Raw genomic sequence first — 20,083 nt, 5'->3', positions numbered from 1 at the left:
CTTTTTTTATGCCTTAATAACTGACTTAATAAATTTGATTGTGTAGCCTTTCGAAACAAATATTTTTTCGTAGTGGGTTCGTACACCATGATGTTCGGAAAGCAAAGGTGAATGATAGAGATCTTCCGTGTGTTCCAAAATTTGATACTGCTGCGAAATTCCGATTGTCTCCAGGCTGTATTCGTATAAAAAAGTACTATCAGTTTTTAAGCAAAACAATCCACCTTTCTTCAAATACCTGGAATAACTGCTAAGAAAATCCGGATTTGTTAATCTTTTTGGCTCATCCCTATCGCGTACTTGCGGATCCGGATGTATCAGCCAAATTTCATCCAGTTCGTTTTCTTCAAAAAATTCTCCTGAATACTGAATTCCTGCCCGAAGAAAAGCAACATTGGCTAAGCCGGATTCCGTAGCCGCTAAGCTTCCGCGTGCAATACGGTCACCTTTAATATCCATTCCGATAAAATTCTTATCCGGAAAAACCTTTCCCAAGCCAACCGTGTATTCTCCTTTTCCACAAGCAAGTTCCAAAACGATAGGATTATTATTTTGAAAATAGAGTTCATTCCATTTTCCTTTTATCGATTCGTATAGCGGTTTACCTTTTTCAATTACGTTATTGGCCTCTGCGCTGAACTTGTAATGATCTAATTTTCTACGTGACATTTTTAAAATAATTCTATAAACTAAATAACATCCAGATCGGCCACAACGAAAGTGCTCCCACCAACATAAATGGTATCATCCGGACTTGATTCAAAAATCGCCGCTTTCAAGGCCTCATTGACATCAGAATGAACATTCCCCTTCAATCCGATATTTGATGCCTTCTGCTGCAATTCTGCCGCATTTAATGCCCTAAGATTTCCTGGCTGACAAAAGTAGTATTGCCCGTCCTTTGGGAAAAGCTCCAAAACGGCTGAAATATCTTTATCTGCTACAAAGCCGATAACAAATCGTTTTTGATGGGATGGCAAACTGTTAAACTGTTGCATTGTGTAGGAGACGCCTGCGTAATTATGAGCGGTATCGCAGTAAACAAGCGGCTTTTCATGAAGCTTTTGCCAACGTCCTTTGAGGCCGGTGTTGTTTACAACTTTTAACAAACCTGCATAAATAGCCTCACGGGATATTTGCAGATATGGTTTTTTCAATTGCTCTAAGGCCGTCAGAACACCGCAGATATTTTTCAGCTGATAAATTCCAGCGAGATCCAGAACTAAATGATCATATTTTAATTCTCCACTCACCTTATCGAACACATTAACAATAAGTTTTCCATCAACATGTTTGGCATTGAAAATCTCAAAATGCTCCGAACCGTACGAAAGATCGGCATTTCTTTCCGATGCCTTCAACTCAAAAACGGCTGTGACATCAATATCCTGTTTTTCGCTTATAACAACAGGAACGTTTTCCTTAATAATTCCTGCCTTTTCAAAAGCGATTTTATCAAGTGTATCTCCTAGAAACTGCGTGTGGTCATAACTTACGTTCGTGATCAGGGATAGAAGCGGTGTGATAATGTTCGTGGAATCCAGCCTGCCACCCATGCCCACCTCAATAACGGCAACGTCAACCTCACATTTTTCAAAATAGGAAAATGCCATAGCAACTGTCACTTCGAAGAACGACGGATCCAGGCTTTCAATGTAAGATTTATTAACAGCGGTAAATTCGCAAATAAAATCCTCTTCAATACAAGTCCCGTTGACTCGTATACGTTCGGTAAAAGACTTTAAATGAGGGGAAGTATATAGACCCACTTTAAAACCTGCTTCCTGTAATACAGAAGCTAACATGTGCGAGCTACTTCCTTTTCCATTGGTACCGCCTACATGTATTGTTTTAAATTTTTCCTGCGGGTTTCCCAGGTGATTGCAGAGTTGATGGGTAGTATGAAGGCCCGGCTTGAAAGCACGGGCCCCGATATTTTGAAAAACTGGTAAGCGACTATACAGATAATCGATTGTTTCCTGATAATTCATTACGTATTACTGCGAACTGATTTTAAAAGTGATCGTTCCCGTCGATTCTTCCGGAACATTTGACGACTGAGAGATGAATGTAAGCTCGCGAACAGCACTACGATATTGATTTACGACTGCATAATCTGTCACGGTTGTACTTTGCGTGATAATATTTTTAACCCTACCGTTTTTATCAACTGTAATTTTAAAAGTGATAGAACCGGTTGCATCAGACTTGTCATTCACAACGGGTCTTCTGGACCATTTCCAACCCGACAAACTTAGCCCCACAGCTGTTCCGCCACCACCGCCTTCACCTTTGTATGTCTTCGCAAATAAACTCCCCGTTTTCGCACCTTTATCACCCAAACCTTCTGCGTCATCGCCGTTATTATTTCCACCGACGCCGCTTTTTGTTCCATTCGTACCATTACTTCCAGACCTGCTTCCGGTCGACTTACTGAACAATGCATCCTTATTCACCGCTTTTTCAGGAGCAGGTTTGGAAACCGGAGCTGATGACGAAACACTTCCAGAAGATTTTTTCACTTCTGTTTTTTCAGGAGCTTCTACCGGGCTTTCAACTTTTGATGTGATCGCAGGTTTTTCTGCAACAGTCTTCGTAGGCTTTACTGATTCAATTTTCGGCGGAGTCGGAGGCGTTGGTTTTGGAGTTGCGACAGACTTTCTCTCTTTTGTTTCTTCTGCTTCCGCACGCATATTATCCCTAACTTTTGAATTGCTAGGTTTATTATATGTTTGGATATCACCCTTACCGACTTTACTTGTTCCGTAATTTACTTCCACAAAAAGCTCCATCGGCGCTACTTTTGGAACGTTACTGCTTAGGTGGATAAAGAAAAATATACCCAACATAGCTATCGTTATTCCAAAAGATATTGCCCAGGATATTGCTATTCGCTGACGATCTTCTGCTTGTAATTCAAACATTGATTTATTCGTTTGTGATTTTTGTGTTGAACGTAAAATTATGTCATTTTCGTATAATAACAAAAGAAGGAGCCTTTTTGGGGCTCCTTCTTTTGTTATTGATAATCTGTTTTATCTGCTTTTATAAACCCATCCTTCACCGCCAATCACTTTTTTCAGTTTAGAATTCGCCTTGTAAGCTTCACTTTCATTTTCAAAACCACCCACAGAAACCTTAAACTTTTTGCTGTATTTGTTAGCATCTATGATCAGAGCCTCTGAATAACCTTTTTCTTTGAGTTCAGTTAAGAGAACATTCGCCTGTTTGCTTCCTTTAAAAGTTCCGGCAATCAAATAGAACCGTTTCGAACTAGAAACAATTGGTTTAGCCGCAAGTTCAACTTTAACATCAGCGGTTTTAATTGCAACAGGTTCGATCTTTTCAACAGGGATTTCTGTTCTTATCGGATCAACAGAGGCTTTTTTGGTAACATTAACTACTCCACGTTCAGCAGTTACGGCTGGCTTCTTAGTTTCTTTCTCAGGAGCTGAATTGCTGGTTTCTTCAAACAAGCTTGTAAACGGGTTTAGCGTACTCTTATTTTCCCCGCTTCCCGAAACAAAGAATAAGCTAAAATAACACATGATACCTGCAATCATCGCCGCCGAAGCCCATCCTATCCAGTTTACCTTGAATGTTTTAGCTTCATTTTCTTCCAGTACTTCAACGTGTTCTTCGTGAAGATCTACAACCGGCATCGCAATTACAGCAGCTTTTTTCTCAACCATTTTCGCCGGAGTACTTCTGAAGCCGTACCATTCATTTTTAAAGTACTTGTCTGTGTTAGGTTCAAAAACAAGTTTTCCTTCTCCGTTTGTGCTAAACTCACCTACTCCTTCTATGATTGCATGCTCTGTCGACTTCAAGGAAGATCTCAATTGATCTGTATAATTCCGCACATGAGCCACTGCATCCGTATGGGCAACCTGCTCATGCCGCGAAATGTAATTGGCAAGTAATCCATCATCCAGTTTAAGGAACTCGTTGAATGCCAACCACTTGTTAGGAGGAGAAAACACACCTGTCTCGGCATTAAAAGACGCCTGAGCCTTGTGTGACAGAAGCGCCCCAAATCCTGGAATGATTACGAACTCGTAGTCACTTACCAATTTTCTAATAACAGTTTCAACAGCTATCATGAAGTGTTTTTTGTGGTGAACGAAGCGAAGTTAAAAAGAAAATGATAATCCTCCAACAAAGTTCAAACCCTGCTGCGGGTAATACTGATAACGCTGGTACTCTTTTCCCAGTAGGTTATTGATACCCACAAAGGCAGAGAAGTTCCTGGTTAACAGATAGTCAATCTTCAAATTCAAGTCTGCGATGGCAGGCAATTTTTTGACTTCTCCAGTCTGGAAATCTTTTGCTTTTATTCCATTTAACAAATAAAAATCGGCAGTCACAAATAATTTCTTGCTTATCGTCAGTGCGTTAAACCAGTTTAACGTAAGATCAGGACGGTGCCAGGCTTCTTCAACAGATCCCATTGCATAATCGTAAAAATTGGCCTTCAACGAACTCTTGAATACATCATTGAGCGTATAACCCGCTTGTCCTGAAATATTTAACACCTTTGTCTTCTGTGGATCGTAAATTATCGAGAATCGCGAAACATCGACCAACGAGTTGTTGAAATTGTAGAAATTACGATACTGAGTGTAAGAAACCTTACCCTCATAATTAAATCCACCGGCCACTTCACCTTTTACACCAGCAAAAATATCAGAGGTCTTTTCGGTATTCACAATCAACACATTAGACCCAAGCCATTGATTTTCCGCCAGCATGCTCTTTAACGTATTACGGACCACATCACCATTCCAACCTGCAAAAACGTGAACGCCACTGATTGGGTTTACGTCAATATTCAATACCGGATATGCTTTGGTTTTATTGATATTTAACTGATTATCCGTTTCGTTAACCGCGTTTACTCCGGCAGAAATTGTGAAGATATCCGAAGTATATTTAAAGGTAGGTTTAACACGGTACAAGTTCCTGTTATACGTTAAGGCGTCAACACGTTGTGATATAAAGGCACCAGCTTCGAGCTGCGCATAAAACGATTCTGAAATGGGAACCGAAGCCTTCAATGTTGTTCCCCAATCAAGCTCAGACGCATCGTAGCGATCAGAAAGTGTATTCAGACTTGTCTTAACCGAATAATCCACTGCTACCGATGGATCCGTATTTTCAAATCCCAGATTAAACCCAAACTGATTGACGGTTTGTCTGATACTGTCGCGGTTTACTACAAAACCTTCCGGCTGCGGTCTGTAACCATAGAAATAATAATTCTTCCGGTCATATTCCAGCGATCCGTCGACTTTATAAGAGCTCATGATATACTTTCCACCAACCTGGATATTCGTAGCGGCATTTGCTGAATTTTTACCATCAACGGGGCCGTTACCTGCGGATAAGTGTTTCACCTGGCCGGTAAAAACAAGGTCGTCACCACGACGTCCGCTTACAAAACCTTCACCAAGAAACCGTCCGTAATTACCTGCACCTAATTTAATATAGTTGTTCAACACATCAGGCTGCTCCTGACGCGCCTTTTCATCCGAAGATGCAGCGACGGTCGGGGTTAATTTGGGAGAAGCAATGTTAATGTTTGGATCAATGATCTGGTAACTAACTTTCTTCTCGTTGGTCGTTCCGGGAATTGGCTGCACTTTATCAAAAAGCCGGTTTGCTGGCGCAAATTCAATGCTCTTTTCCTTAACGATTTCGTAGGTCTGACTCTCAATCTCTCCTCTTTGGGCAAATGCCATGTTAGAAGAAAAACCTAATGTCAATAAAAATATGGATGTTCGAATTGTTCTTGAATGCGTCATAAGAAATATTTTTTGCTGTTTGCTTCGACAGGAATTTATCATTTTTGTTTTTCAAACTGAGCCAGTTTCGCTTTCGCAAGTGTCACCGCTTCCTGATCATCTGAGTTTTCAATAATGGAGGTAAGGGTCGCTTTCGCCTGTCCAACTTCTTTCAAGCCCATGTAAGCATCGGCAAGCAGAATAAACGAACGAACCCTCCAAAAATCAAAACCTTCGAAGGTTTTGCTCATATCCAAAATTGCTGTTTCAGCCTCTTTGTATTTCTTATTTTTCACTAAAATGGTTGCTACCATATAATTTGCTTCCGCTCCGTATTCATCCTTTGATGTGCTCGCCAGTTTTTTAAATTCTTCCGAAGCTTTTGTCAGATCACCTTTTTCGTACGGGACTTTACCTAAATAGAGCTGCGCCTTACCCAAACCTCCTGGAATCACATTCCCAGCGTTCACAACTTCTTTTGCATAATACAAAGTCGAGTCGTAACTTTTTAGGTTATAGTACGTGTCCATCAGGCCAATCCAAGCCTGCGTCTGTTCTTTTTTGTTTTCAGAATTGCGTAAAAGAACTCTGAAATTAGTAACAGCATTGTTGAAATTACCACGACCGATTTCCAGTTCAGCGGAACGTTGCGCAGAAGCAGCTACGTAGGTCGAACGGTTTTCCTGGACGACTTTCCCGTAATACTGCAAAGCTTCGGCCACATTTCCGGTCTTATCAAATGATGCCGCAATAAAATATCTTGCGTCATACTGGTGCTTGCTCGTCGGGTAGCTTTTCAGGAATTCCAATAACGCCTGTTTTGCGTTTTCGTATTTCTCCGCATAATAAAGGTTACGAACATTGTCAAATTCAACTTCTTCCAATTTGTCGTTTCCTGGATTATTTTTTCTAACTACGCCAAGTACCTGGGTGAATTCTTCCGGACGGCCGACCGCCGTGTAACTTTCCTGGATACCTTCCAACGCACTGCTGGCAGACGGAGAATCGGGATATTCGGATAGAATTTTTCGGAAATCGACAATTGCCTGCTCATAAACCTGTAAATTATAATACGACTGAGCGCGACGTAACAAGGCGGCAGGGATCAGATAACTCTTAGGTTTTTCGTTAATCATACGCGTAAAGCCTTTCACTGCTGCGGAATAACTTCCGTTTTTGAAATCTATATCCGCCATTTGGAAATAAGCGTCATCAAGATAACGTGATCCCGGATACTGGCTGATCAGCTGTTCAAACTGGCGACGGGCGTCCTGCTCCTTATTCATGTAAACATAAGCGCGGGCTTTTTGAAACAAGGCATAATCCTTATCAATTTTTCCTTTGGCAGAAACCTTGTCGTAAACGCTGATTGCTTCATTGTAATTCTTCGCAGCGAGGTAACAGTCGGCCAAACGTACGTGCGCATCTTCAATGATGCTCGCCTCCATCCCATCAGTATTGCTTACGAAATCTTTAAAGTATCCAAGTGCCTGGCTGTATTTCTTCTGATTATAGTAAACATAACCTAGAGCGTACAAACTCTTTCTTGCATAAATACCCGCCTTTGGATTTTTTGACAACTGCGTATAAATGGAAACCGCGTCGTCCATTTTTTTCAAACCGGTATTGGATTCCGCTTTGTAAAAGGTTGCAGCAAGAAATATACTTTCATCAACCGGAAATTTAATAGACTTATTGAAAAGTGCCAATGCCTGTTCGAAGCGCTCCTGGTTAAACTCAACTACACCCTGATTAAATGTTAAACGCTGATACGTTGTGTTGATCTTCGTATTCCTTTTTGACAAGCCCTCGATATAGGTAATAGCACCCAAATTGTTACTGGCTCCTGAGTATCCTTCCGCAACTAATTCGGATGCTTCTTCCTGATGTTTGCTGTTTGGGTATTTCGCAAGAAAGGCGTTGAATTCTTTAATGGCGTCATTATTATTGCCGAGATCCAATTGTACTTTTGCGTGATTGTAAGCAGCTTCTTCCTTAACAACAGGGTTGAAATCCAGACGTGCCGCGTTGTCGAGTGCTGTTAAAGCATAACTTAAATTACTTGTCTTTAAGTAACTGATTCCTAGCAGATATGAAGCGTACTGCGATACAGAATCTTTCCCCGGTGCAACTCCCTTAAGTGTGGAAATTGTTCCTTCAAAGTTGTTTGTACGAAATAAAGAGTGGCCGTAGTGTAACGCAACTGATGGAGGAACTGCCCCAGCCTTCATTTTGTTATACCGCTCGTAAGCCTTTACAGCCGCAGCATAGTCACCTTTTTCGTAGTATACTTCTGCTACATATAATGCAACTTCGGCAATTTTCGTTCCACCTCTTTTCTGTGTAAGAATTTTCTCACCATATGCCAGCAACTTGTCGTACTGTTTAAGCTGATACAGAGACGATATGATCCAGTTTGGAGCTTCCTCTTTGTAGTAAGGATGGTTTTCAACCTGCAAAAAATCCTGGTAAGCGGCTTCGAAGTTATTCTTCTGATAATTGATAACGCCGGCATAAAATGCGGCATCACCAGAATTGGCAAATGATGGATCCTGTTTTACCTGATTGAAAAGAGGCAAGGCGGCGTCAAGTTGTTTGGTATTATAATAGGCCATGGCCAGCTGGTAAGTGCTTTCCATTTTTTTAGCACCACTTCCAGGCAACTTGGTAGCCTTTTCCAAATAAGTAATTGCCTTATCATATTGGCCAGCCTCATAATAATAGCGGCCAAGATCCCCATAAATTTGTTGTGCCTTCGGATGTTCCGCATGATTACGCACAAAACGATCTACCTGTACTTCCGCCTCAGGGTAATTCAAATAGAGCCCTGTAACTGCCACATAATATTCTGCCGTTACTTTGTTATAATCACTGGTACTTAATAGTTTGTCATTTACATTTAAATATTCACCAAACTCTTGTCTCGCAGCGACATAGTTTGATTTTTCATAATACTCAAGACCGTTGCGAAAGTGGGCTTCGGGCTCTGTGTAACTTAATGTACTCTGAGCATTTACCGAAAGCGAACCTACGCACAAGCCTAAACCGAGCGCATACGTGCTATGTTTTAAAAGCATAGGGGTTAGTTTTGTGGATTTCTGAGGTGACTTAATCTGTTTATTCATATAATAATGTAAAGACAATATTTCGTGGCTGTTACCTGCTGATATTATTGGGTAGTTAACGCTAACGGCCTTAAAACCGTATAATCTGCTTTTAAATGATGATATACTTTTAGAATACTAGCTAGAAAATAACGTCGTTACGTTTCATTGTCTCGTGAAAATCCACTTGCATAGATTCAAATCTCTTTAAGACGTTGCTTAAAAACGTAACATCCATACATTTCTCGATTTCTTCAACGTTTGTAATCTCGTATTCATCGATTTTGTAAGTTTGCTCGAGCATGCCAACTTCAATTTTTATAATGTACTTATTATTCCATTGGTAAATACTAATCTTGAATTGTTGATGGGGAATATCTTTTATATATCGCATAGGAAAAACAAATTTCTGCAAAAGTAATCAATTGAAAATTGGGATGAATTCATTGCTAAAACATAGTTTACTAATTTACGTAGTGCTAATATTTTTATCTTGCAGTGGTCAAGATAAAAAAGATGCTGCTGATTTTTTTCTCAAGGCGAATGTAGCACTAAAACAAAATAATTATACCGAGGCAATCCGACTTTATGACGAGGCCATCGCCAAAAATCCAGAATTTCCAGATGCCTATTTGAACAAAAGCATCGCGTTGATGAAAATTGGTAAGATAAGTGATGCTCGTGAGGTTTTGACAGAAGCAATCAAGCTGGACGCGACACTTGTACAGGCAAATCTCGTGAGAGCCGAATCGGCTCTTCGTTTGGGTGATTTTAACGCCGCGGAAGAGGATCTAAAAAAAATAACCAAAGAATACGCCGACTCATCGAAGTATTTTCTTACACATGGAAATCTTATGGATGCTACCAGCCGAACGTCAGAAGCGCTATCAGATTTTGACAAAGCAATTTTGCTCGATTCAAAAAATGTTGAAGCTTACGTAAATCGGGGCGCGGTTTATTACAAACTTCGCTCCTACGCTTTGGCAAAAAAAGATTTTGAATCTGCAATAAAACTAAATCCTGCGCAGCCGGAGGCGCTCAACAATCTGGGGTTAATTGCGACAAATGATAAGGTTTGGAGAGAAGCTATTTTCTATTTTGACAGAATACTAAATACCAATCCAGGTGACCCGCTTGCGTTAAATAATAAAGGTTATGTACTTATTCAGACAAATGCCTTAGAAGAGGCGAAAAAACTGATAGAACGAGCACTTGACGCACAACCTGAGAATGGTTACGCCCTCCGTAATTTGGGCTTATACTATCAAAAAAACAACGAACCCGAAAAGGCATTAAATGAGATGAATAAAGCCATAGAGCTTGCTGAACCTGTGGATTTGCTCTATGGCTTTACTGGCCGTCTTTATTTTACGTTAAGCAACAAGGCGAAAGCCTGTGAAACCTGGAAGAAAGGCGTTATACTGAAAGATTCCATCGCAATCGATGAATTGGCAAAAAATTGTAAATAATTTACCGATTTTACCATTCAGCTGCAATATGGTTTTTAAAGTCTTTCCAGGCTTTTGCGTTATCGACCGGATCCGTGAATATTTCTAAAAGGCTTATTGTGTTATTCGACAAGAACTGATTCCACACTACATTGAGGGATTCAAAATTACTCGCTTCATAGTAAGTAATATTCGAATCTTCGGACGTTCTCCTCGCAGTAAATGGGTGCCGCGTTTCAAAATAACTTTCAAGTTCCGGAACGTTGGCCGGGCCATCTATCATTCTAAAAATATTACCACCGCTATTGTTCAGGACAATGATCTTTAAATTATCAGGAAGGGGTCGAATAAGTAACCCGTTTCGGTCATATAGGAATGCAACATCACCTACAAGTAAAAAGACTGGTTTCTCGGTAATCGATGCCGCTCCAAGAGCCGTACTAACGCACCCATCAATACCACTTGTGCCTCGATTAGCAAAAATTTCAAGGTGTTTGACGGCGTCGCCAAGCGAATTGACATATCGGATCGGCATGCTGTTTGCCAGATGAAGTTGTGATGCGGCGGGCAAGGCATTAACAACCATATTAACAGCTGTTAGATCATTTAACGATGTTAGATTATTCAAGTACTGGATCGATAATCTTTTAAATTTACGATTTGCCAAATTCCAGTTCTCCTGAAACGATGCATCGTTAGTTGAATCTTCGCCCTGCACAAAATGCTGATAATCAAGCCTGTCAAACAAGTTTTCGAAAAAATATTCTGCTGAAACAGGAATTTGATTTGTAATTGAAAAGAACGTATCGACCAAGTGATCATCTTCGCTGACATGCCAGTGCTGGACTGCAGGGTTGTTTTGCAGAAATTGCTTCAATGACTTTGATATGAAGGATAAACCATAGGTAATCAGTAATTCCGGCCGTAATCTATCACTGTTAGAAATCGGTAAAAATAGATCGTGATATGTGATAAATTCTTCACTGGCTGACTGATTTGAAATACTATCTCCCAAAACCGGAACGCCTAGCTCTCTGGATATTTTATCAAGCGAATTATTTAATTTTTCACTCTTTTTATACTGCCCCCCCGCTATTAGAATATTGTCAAAACTGTCCCACTCATTCAAAAGCTTATGCCATATTTCAGTAGACAAAGTTGCCTGTGATTCTGTCTTTTTTACAATTCTCACGTCTGGTGAAACCGCGAAATTTTCTCCTGTTGACGGATAGAATGGCTCCCGAATCGGGATATTGATATGGACCGGACCAGGGGGTATCGACTGGGTACAAATTACTGCTTCATTAGCCGATCTGTTGATCATCCAACGCGCATCTTTATGGGAATAGTCAGCAGGAATTGTGTAAGATTTTTTGACGTGTTTTCCATAGATTTCCGACTGATAAATTGTCTGGCCGTCTAGTTGATGAATCCACTCTGACGGGCGGTCGGCGGTTAAAATCAGTAAAGGAATTTGCTGAAAAAATGCTTCGGCTACTGCTGGGGCATAGTTATATGCTGCGCTTCCGGAGGTACAAATCAAAACAACAGGAGCTCCAAGCTGCTGTGCCATTCCCAGGGCTATAAAACCCGCAGATCTTTCATCCATCACGACAGTCTTTTCAAACCCGTCGTGGCGAGAAAAAGCTAGCGTTAATGCCGCGCTTCTGGATCCCGGAGAAATTATCACGTGCCGTATTCCGTGAGCATAACAGATTTCGGCGAGATCGATTAAGGGCTGTAATATTGCCATATTGTTTGGATACAAAAATAGCCTCAGAAGAGGCCATTTTAATTTCGATAGAAATAGGGATTTTCAATATCTGATCACCCCGTTTTTCAATATTATAACTACTTATCCTAAATAAGTTTTCAAAGCTTTGCTTCTGGATACATGACGTAATCTGCGAATAGCCTTTTCTTTGATCTGACGCACGCGTTCGCGTGTAAGGTTGAACTTCTCCCCAATCTCTTCCAAAGTCATCGCATGCTCACCATTCAAGCCAAAGTAAAGAGCGATTACATCAGCTTCCCGCTGCGTAAGTGTGCAAAGTGCACGTTGTACTTCTTTACGCAATGATTCGTTAACCAAACCAGAATCCGGTTTGTCTTCCAAATCATTTTCGAGCACATCGAGAAGGCTATTTTCTTCTCCCTGAACGAACGGCGCATCCATAGATACGTGACGTCCTGAGATTTTCATCGTGTCCACTACTTCCGAAGAAGAAATTTCAAGCACCTCAGCTAGTTCTTCCGGAGATGGCTCACGCTCAAAACGTTGTTCCAGCTCAGAAAAAGTCTTTGATATTTTATTTAAAGAACCAACGCGGTTTAATGGAAGACGTACAATACGTGATTGCTCAGCAAGCGCCTGAAGAATTGACTGACGAATCCACCATACAGCGTAGGAGATAAATTTAAAACCACGTGTTTCATCAAAGCGTTGCGCTGCCTTTATCAAACCAAGGTTTCCTTCATTGATTAAATCACCTAATGAAAGCCCCTGATTTTGATATTGTTTTGCAACAGAAACAACAAAACGTAAGTTCGCCTTTGTTAATCTTTCCAACGCAAGTTGGTCACCGTCCCGTATCTTTTGAGCTAACGTCACTTCCTCATCCGGCGTCAACAAATCTACCTTCCCGATTTCCTGTAAGTATTTATCTAATGACTGACTTTCACGGTTGGTGATCTGCTTACTGATCTTTAGCTGTCTCATCTAAATTCAAATATTAATATGTATAAATAACGACATTTACAAATGCCCTTGTTGATGAAAACACAATTTTATGCGTTTTTGTTCTCTGGTTTTGGAAGCAATACTTTGCGTGACAGGCGATACTTACCTGTTTTCTTATCCACCTCTACCAACTTCACCTGCACTTCCTCTCCAACTTCGAGAACACCATCCATATTTTCGATACGCTCCCACTTAATCTCTGAAATGTGAAGCAATCCGTCTTTACCAGGTAAGAATTCAACGAACGCGCCAAACGGCATGATTGACTTCACTTTTCCTGAATAAACTTCACCGATCTCCGGTACAAGAATAATTCCCTTGATACGAGAAACCGCCTTATCCATGGAAGTCTTGTCTGCCGAGAATATACTTACATAACCTGCACCATCTTTTTCTTCAATAGATACAGTAGCACCAGATTCCTTCTGAATATCCTGAACCACTTTACCACCAGGCCCGATTACAGCTCCAATCATCTCACGGTCAATTTTGATTATGACGGCGCGAGGCGTGTGAGGTTTCAGGTCAGGACGATGTTCTTTAATCGTTTTATTCATTTCACCCAAAATATGCAGACGACCGGCTCTTGCTTGCAAAAGCGCCTCTGACAATACTTCAAACGAAAGTCCGTTCACCTTAATATCCATCTGGCAAGCTGTGATACCTTTTTCAGTACCTGTCACCTTGAAATCCATATCACCTAAGTGATCCTCATCTCCAAGAATATCAGAAAGTACTGCGTATTTGCCTGTTTTTTCATCCGAGATCAATCCCATCGCAATCCCTGACACAGGCGCTTTGATTTTCAAACCAGCGTCCATAAGCGCAAGAGATCCTGCACAAACCGTTGCCATGGATGACGAACCATTCGATTCTAAAATATCAGAAACGATACGGATTGTGTATGGATTATCTTCTGCCGCAGGCAATACTTTTTTCAAAGCACGAAGGGCCAGATTACCATGACCCACTTCACGACGTCCCGGTCCGCGGTTAGGTTTCACTTCACCAGTAGAAAAGCCAGGGAAGTTATAATGAAGCAAGAATTTACTATATCCATATTTCAACGGCGTATCAATAATCTGCTCGTCATTTTTTGTACCTAACGTAACTGTTGTCAGCGATTGAGTTTCTCCACGCGTAAATAGTGCAGAACCGTGTGCGTTCGGCAAAAAGTCAATTTCAGAAGCGATTGGACGAACTTCATCCAATGCACGTCCGTCAAGACGTTTTCTTTCGTCAAGTACCAAACGACGGGATGCGTCATATTCCAGATCGTGGAAATAACGCTTCACAAGAGAGATACTAACTTCCTCTTCTTCTCCGATTGTTTCAAGGAATTCAGCCAAAACAGCTTTTGCAGCTTCCTTGCGAACATTTTTATTTTTCGAACCCAACTGGGCTACTGCATAAACTTTGTCATAGCAAAATTCACGAACGCGGGCTTCAAGCGCTTCGTCCTGAACATCACCGATATACTCACGTTTCACAATATTTCCAACAGCAGCCTCGAATTCCTTAACCGCAAGACACTGTTGTTTGATCACTTCATGAGCAAATTTCAGAGCTTCGATTACTTCCTCTTCCGAAACCTCGTTCATTTCACCTTCAACCATTGTGATATCCTGGTAAGTTGCACCTACCAAAAGCTCCAACGTAGCATTTTCCAAAACCGAAGTACCCGGATTGATTAACAGTTGCCCATCGATTTTAGCAACTCGTACCTCTGAAACAGGTCCACCAAAAGGGATGTCAGAAGCAGCAATTGCAGCCGAAGCAGCAAGAGCAGCCAATGCATCCGGCAAAGCCTCTTCATCTGCTGACATCAACATGATGTTCACCTGAATTTCTGCGTGATAATCATCCGGAAAAAGCGGACGAAGAACACGGTCAACCAAACGGCTAACCAATACTTCGTGGTCAGAAAGTTTTCCTTCACGACGCATGAAGCTTCCCGGTATTCTACCAGCCGAAGCAAATTTCTCCTGGTAATCTACTGAAAGAGGCAAAAAATCAATTCCTTCTCTAATATCTTTATTGGCGACAACAGTGGCCAGCAGCATGGTATTGCCCATACGCACCACGACCGATCCGTCTGCTTGTTTTGCTAATTTCCCTGTTTCAATTGTAATTTCTCTACCATCAGGCAATGGTATCGTTTTGGTCACTATGTTAAATAGCATAGAATATGTAATGTTTGGGTAGCTGTGAAAACGTCACCAGAACGCTTTCTGTATAAAAATTCCTTCTAAAAATCCCGCAAAAAATCAGGGAACTTACGATGCTGCAAGTTCCCTGATCTAATAAATTACTTACGGATGTTCAATTCCGCGATAATAGCACGGTAACGAGTAATGTCGTTTTTGTAAAGATAATCCAACAATCTTCTGCGCTTTCCTACCATTTTAAGTAGACCCAGACGAGTATCGTTATCTTTTTTGTGCGTTTTTAAGTGCTCGTTCAAATAATTGATACGGTACGTAAATAAAGCAATTTGTGATTCGGCTGATCCTGTGTCTCCGCCTTCTTTCTTAAAACCTTTGGTTTCGAAGATCTCTCTCTTCTTTTCCGTAGTTAAATACATGATTGTAACAACAGATTAAATATGTGATAGATTTACAGCACTATACTGCAAACAAGGTCGCAAAAGTACAAATTCTTTTACTAGAAAGAAAATATAATTTTACTATGAATTGATAAGCCGCGATTTTCCAAATCTACTTGCCAGGAAAGATTTAATTCTTTTAATACGCATTTGATAAACATCCTTATCGAAAAGACGTGAGTCACTTCTGGCCCGGTCAATGAAATAAGCTCCTGCCAGAAACAGCACTGTATTTGCCAGCCAGGCTCCAACCGGAACACTTAACATTCCTTCCTTAACCCATTTATCGCCCTGATTGATGAGCACATACAGCAAGATAAAGAATAAAACCGAGACCAAAACAGGTACGCCAAACCCACCTTTTTTTATAATTGCCCCAAGTGGCGCACCGATTAGAAACATAACCAGACAGGATATCGCGTTGGTGTATTTATGATGTTTTTCCAATTCGTATTTACTGGCATCCTTCATTTTCGACTGCAAATATTCTGCATTCGACTTAACATAGCTTTGCATACTTGACGCAGAACTCTTCGCATTTGTCAATATTTCTGTTTTCAAACTGTCTTTAATTGGCTTGGCCATTAGAGAGTCAATCCATTTTCCAGGTTTTATAGCCTGGTCCGTTCCTTGTTTGTAATTATAAGAGAAATATTGCTGACTGTTCGGCAGGAGATTTTTCTTGGTCTCGTCATAAGAAGTCTTGATTGAGTCAGCGGTATGGTTCAGATCATCAATATTTTTCATGAATTCATGATATTTGAACTGACCTTCATCCGTACGACGCATACCGAAAGACGACAAACTTTCAACGAGTTTGTAATGATCAAAAACATTTCTCGTAAACTTCGTACTCGGTGGCGGAGCACCAGGACCGCCCGTTGCTATGGGCGAAAGGTATGCCCTTCCACTCCCTTCCGTCTCCTCATTATACATTGTCCCGTTATACAATTCGATCACAAGATTTGAATTCTCGTTGATCGTGTACATTTTACCAGAATCTGCCAGAATAATCTGTGTGTTTCCACGCTCATATGATCTGTTATCGTGTTTATAGATAACCATACCTTTCATCGACTGCGCATCAGCCATTTTCTTGTCAACCTTGATACTGTAACCTGGAAGGTCATTATAGAAAATCCCTTCCTTGATCTTCAAAGTTGCCTTAGTGGTTTTTATATCATAGAGCAGACTATATCCTTTCAGATTCGCCCAAGGGGAGACTCTGTCATTGAAATAAAAAGAAAAGATGCTGATCCCGACGGCGACAATGAATAGCGGCGCCATAGCCCTGACAACAGAAATACCTGCACTCTTAAGTGCCGTCAATTCGAAGAATTCTCCGAGGTTGCCAAAAGCCATCAGTGAAGACAACAACATGGCAAGCGGCAGTGCAGTCGGGACGGTAATGAGACTGAAGAAAAAGAACAGGCGGGAGTAATCCCATATACCCAAATCTTTTGACACGAAATCGTCAATATAAAAAATCATGATTTTCATCAAAAATATGAAAACCACAACTGACATTGTTACTATAAATGGCCCCCAAAAGGACATTAGTATAAGCTTATCCAGCTTTTTCATCAACTCCCTACAATTTCTTTAAGATTATCCATAAACCCATTCCACAACGATATTAGTTCAGCCTCATCCCTATTTGCCGAATAATCTGTCACTCTTAAAAAGGTTGTCTGCGTCAATTCACTTACTTCTAACTTAATTTCAAGATGGTTATTGTCCAGGTCATCGTCGCTGGTATTTTCAAATTCAAATTTCACCCCCTTATTTATTCTCAAACCCGTCTGTCTGGCAATATGGCTATCTCCATCCCATTGAAAATCGAACCTTTGATTTGGCATAACGATCACCTTCTCCGCAAACCACTGTTCCAGACCAGATGGCGTGGATATGTACGGAAATAACACTTTTGGGGATGATCGTAATTCAAATTCAGTCGTAAACTTAAATTTTTCCATCGGGACTGGGTTTATTGGTTCTTCCATTCTAATAAGGTTAACCTTCTCATCTTAAAAGTTGTAATATAACATAAAACGTTAATAAAAATGGAATACGTACATTTTTGTTTTTTTACAATTTAGTTTTTTTCATTCAAATTGCCAAAAACAGTTGCATTGTAAATTTCTTTAACATACTTTTGCACCACAATAACGGTACGGCGGGGTAGCTCAGATGGTTAGAGCGTAGGATTCATAACCCTAAGGTCGGCAGTTCGATTCTGCTCCCCGCTACGAAAAAAGGCTTCCAAATGGGAGCCTTTTTTGCTTTCCATGAATTATATTTTCCTATTATACCCAGGCCGGTTATTATATTTTTCTGTGAGTCAGTTGAGAAATCGCTTTCTGATTAAAAATACTGCTTTGTGATACTGAGAAAAACGCTCCTCCCCGATTTGGAAACAAGTAACCTTGATTTGGAAACACATCCCGATGAGACTTGCCGGAATTTTGCATCAGACATTAAAACACTGACAAAATGCAAAAAACAATTTTCATTACAGGAGCATCATCAGGATTAGGGAAAGCAACCGCAAAACTATTTCAGGCAAAAGGATGGAATGTGATCGCTACGATGCGAAACCCGGCAAAAGAAACAGAACTTAATCAACTGGAAAATATTACGCTTTTGCCGCTTGATGTAACCGATGCCGAGCAAATCAAAAAGACTGTGGCCAAGGCTATTTCTTTAAAGCCAATTGATGTAGTGTTCAATAACGCAGGTTATGGGCTTATGGGTGCTCTGGAAGCGCTTACCGAAGAGCAGATTTCCCAACAGATCAGTACCAACCTTTTAGCAGTGCTGCGCGTCACGCAGGCGTTTATTCCACATTTCAGAGAAAAGAAAAACGGTTTGTTTATAAGCACAACCTCGACGGGTGGATTTCTCACATTCCCCTTGCACTCCATTTATCATGCTACTAAATTTGCGTTGGAGGGCTGGTCTGAGGGTATGTCCTTTGAATTAGGTTTGCATAATATTAAAATAAAAACCGTTGCGCCGGGAGGCATTGCAACTGACTTTACCGGCAGATCACTTGATAAAAGTACTCATCCCGATTATCAGGAGCTCGAAGAAAAGCTTTTCGCTGCGATTGAAACGATGAAAGCTGCCTCAACCGCCGAACAAATTGCCGAAGTTGTCTACGAAGCCGCAACGGACGACAAAGATCAGATCCGTTATGTTGCAGGTGACGATGCCAAAGCATTGTATGCAAGACGTATGGAAGTTGGCGGGGAAGAATTCAGAAAGGAGATTAGAAAACAGATTCTGGGATAGTTATCAAAAACCTGTAACTGCCGAAAAGACGGTTGCAGGTTCAAACTTAATAAAAGCAAGAAAATGAAGATCATTAACTCCATATCTGAGTTTCACCGTATGGTCTCTTTGCCCGAGCCGTTGCACCCACTCGTCAGCGTCGTTCGCGTCCGGGATATGCGTTTTGCGGAGGACGTCGCCTGGGAACATTTTACGCTGAATTTTTACTGCGTATCCCTGAAAAAAGACATTACAGGCAAAGTGAAATATGGTCAGCAGTATTACGACTACGACAAGGGTGTCATGACTTTTGTTTCTACTAAACAGATCCAGTCGCTTAACGTTCCCCACGCCGAAATCCTGAATTCGGAGCAAGGCGCCGGATATACATTGCTGTTTCATCATGATTTTCTATACAAACATCCGCTTGCTGCAATGATCAAAAATTACGGCTTCTTTTCATATGCCGTTAATGAAGCACTACATCTTTCAGAAAAAGAAGAAAAAAACATCATCGCGATTTTTGAAAAAATTGATGAAGAATATCAGCATATAGACCGGCATACGCAGGACATTATTCTGTCGCAAATTGATCTGTTGCTTAATTACAGCAACAGGTTTTACGAGAGACAGTTTATTACACGAAAAGCCGTCAACAACGATTTGCTGACTAAGATGGAGACGTTTCTCAACGCATATTTCGAGGACGAAGAAACCTTGAAAAACGGGCTTCCATCCGTCGAACTCCTGGCAAAAACTTTTCATGTATCGCCCAATTATTTAAGCGATATGTTACGCTCGCTGACCGGCCAAAGCGCCCAGCAACACATTCAGGCAAAACTGATTGAAAAGGCCAAGGAATATCTTTCCGTAACCAATTTATCGGTCGCTGAAATTGCTTATCAGCTGGGTTTTGAATACCCTCAGTCGTTCAATAAACTGTTTAAGAAAAAAGTGAACATTTCGCCACTCGAGTTCAGGCAAACATTTAACTGACCGCGAGGTCAGTTAAAAAAAACAATAAAATGCTGTAAATCAAAAGATAACCCGACTTGCAAATTCTGGCACTAAGAATACAATCCATCCGAACCACTGGGCTTTTGGATGGATTTTTACTTTCTGCTAATTTC

General features: G+C 40.9%; 16 protein-coding genes and 1 tRNA gene. 4 read left to right on the top strand and 13 right to left on the bottom strand.

Annotated elements, in window-relative coordinates; translation table 11 throughout:
• Positions 1-6: 6 nt before the first annotated feature.
• The 7 genes from trmB to L0657_RS21250 all read right to left on the bottom strand — a co-directional run bounded on the left by trmB (position 7) and on the right by L0657_RS21250 (position 9,191).
• Positions 7-669 carry a tRNA (guanosine(46)-N7)-methyltransferase TrmB gene (gene trmB / locus L0657_RS21280; RefSeq protein ID WP_235152782.1) on the bottom strand — a complete coding sequence of 221 codons (663 nt, stop codon included), beginning with the start codon at positions 667-669 and terminating at the stop codon, positions 7-9.
• Positions 670-689: 20 nt separating this feature from the next.
• The gene (locus L0657_RS21275) at positions 690-1,991 is read right to left on the bottom strand and encodes a folylpolyglutamate synthase/dihydrofolate synthase family protein (protein WP_235152781.1); all 1,302 of its coding nucleotides are present in this window, start codon (positions 1,989-1,991) and stop codon (positions 690-692) included.
• 6 nt (positions 1,992-1,997) lie between these two features.
• Positions 1,998-2,924 carry a hypothetical protein gene (locus L0657_RS21270; protein ID WP_235152780.1) on the bottom strand — a complete coding sequence of 309 codons (927 nt, stop codon included), beginning with the start codon at positions 2,922-2,924 and terminating at the stop codon, positions 1,998-2,000.
• A gap of 111 nt (positions 2,925-3,035) precedes the next feature.
• Positions 3,036-4,103 (bottom strand): SPOR domain-containing protein, encoded by a 1,068-nt coding sequence (locus L0657_RS21265; RefSeq protein ID WP_235152779.1) that lies wholly within the window; start codon positions 4,101-4,103, stop codon positions 3,036-3,038.
• A gap of 30 nt (positions 4,104-4,133) precedes the next feature.
• Positions 4,134-5,804 carry a TonB-dependent receptor gene (locus L0657_RS21260; RefSeq protein WP_235152778.1) on the bottom strand — a complete coding sequence of 557 codons (1,671 nt, stop codon included), beginning with the start codon at positions 5,802-5,804 and terminating at the stop codon, positions 4,134-4,136.
• Between the two features lie 38 nt (positions 5,805-5,842).
• Positions 5,843-8,860, bottom strand: a complete 3,018-nt coding sequence (locus tag L0657_RS21255) for a tetratricopeptide repeat protein (protein WP_235152777.1) — start codon at positions 8,858-8,860, stop codon at positions 5,843-5,845.
• Positions 8,861-9,029: 169 nt separating this feature from the next.
• Positions 9,030-9,191, bottom strand: coding sequence for a hypothetical protein (locus L0657_RS21250; protein ID WP_235152776.1), 162 nt, complete (start codon positions 9,189-9,191; stop codon positions 9,030-9,032).
• Positions 9,192-9,324: 133 nt separating this feature from the next.
• Here L0657_RS21250 and L0657_RS21245 point away from each other — a divergent pair, with 133 nt between their 5' ends.
• On the top strand, positions 9,325-10,356 hold the full coding sequence (locus L0657_RS21245) for a lipopolysaccharide assembly protein LapB (RefSeq protein ID WP_235152775.1): 1,032 nt from the start codon (positions 9,325-9,327) through the stop codon (positions 10,354-10,356).
• A 10-nt stretch (positions 10,357-10,366) separates the two neighbouring features.
• On the opposite strand, the gene menD is transcribed toward L0657_RS21245, so the two are convergent.
• The 6 genes from menD to L0657_RS21215 all read right to left on the bottom strand — a co-directional run bounded on the left by menD (position 10,367) and on the right by L0657_RS21215 (position 17,656).
• The gene (menD, locus tag L0657_RS21240; protein ID WP_235152774.1) at positions 10,367-12,088 is read right to left on the bottom strand and encodes a 2-succinyl-5-enolpyruvyl-6-hydroxy-3-cyclohexene-1-carboxylic-acid synthase; all 1,722 of its coding nucleotides are present in this window, start codon (positions 12,086-12,088) and stop codon (positions 10,367-10,369) included.
• Positions 12,089-12,190: 102 nt separating this feature from the next.
• Positions 12,191-13,054 (bottom strand): RNA polymerase sigma factor RpoD/SigA, encoded by an 864-nt coding sequence (locus tag L0657_RS21235; protein WP_015810559.1) that lies wholly within the window; start codon positions 13,052-13,054, stop codon positions 12,191-12,193.
• A gap of 68 nt (positions 13,055-13,122) precedes the next feature.
• Entirely contained in the window at positions 13,123-15,258 is a 2,136-nt protein-coding gene (gene pnp / locus L0657_RS21230; protein WP_235152773.1) for a polyribonucleotide nucleotidyltransferase, read from the bottom strand.
• 125 nt (positions 15,259-15,383) lie between these two features.
• Entirely contained in the window at positions 15,384-15,659 is a 276-nt protein-coding gene (gene rpsO, locus L0657_RS21225; RefSeq protein WP_090335674.1) for a 30S ribosomal protein S15, read from the bottom strand.
• Between the two features lie 102 nt (positions 15,660-15,761).
• Complete coding sequence (locus L0657_RS21220; protein WP_235152772.1) at positions 15,762-17,264, bottom strand: LptF/LptG family permease; 1,503 nt, start codon at positions 17,262-17,264, stop codon at positions 15,762-15,764.
• Positions 17,264-17,656: an START-like domain-containing protein gene (locus L0657_RS21215; RefSeq protein WP_235152771.1), complete on the bottom strand. Its 393-nt coding sequence runs from the start codon at positions 17,654-17,656 to the stop codon at positions 17,264-17,266. Before L0657_RS21215 ends, L0657_RS21220 begins: the two co-directional genes overlap by 1 nt.
• Before the next feature lie 199 nt (positions 17,657-17,855).
• On the opposite strand from L0657_RS21215, the gene L0657_RS21210 reads away from it, so the two are divergent.
• The 3 genes from L0657_RS21210 to L0657_RS21200 all read left to right on the top strand — a co-directional run bounded on the left by L0657_RS21210 (position 17,856) and on the right by L0657_RS21200 (position 19,949).
• Positions 17,856-17,929 (top strand) — tRNA-Met (locus L0657_RS21210).
• Positions 17,930-18,173: 244 nt separating this feature from the next.
• Positions 18,174-18,974, top strand: a complete 801-nt coding sequence (locus L0657_RS21205; RefSeq protein ID WP_235152770.1) for an SDR family oxidoreductase — start codon at positions 18,174-18,176, stop codon at positions 18,972-18,974.
• 63 nt (positions 18,975-19,037) lie between these two features.
• Positions 19,038-19,949 carry an AraC family transcriptional regulator gene (locus L0657_RS21200; protein WP_235152769.1) on the top strand — a complete coding sequence of 304 codons (912 nt, stop codon included), beginning with the start codon at positions 19,038-19,040 and terminating at the stop codon, positions 19,947-19,949.
• The last annotated feature ends 134 nt before the right edge of the window (positions 19,950-20,083 follow it).

The sequence above is a fragment of the Dyadobacter sp. CY345 genome (genome assembly GCF_021502725.1).
Classification (GTDB): domain Bacteria; phylum Bacteroidota; class Bacteroidia; order Cytophagales; family Spirosomataceae; genus Dyadobacter.
The sequence above is the reverse complement of the archived record's forward strand: the minus strand, read 5'-3'. Positions and strand labels throughout refer to the sequence as shown.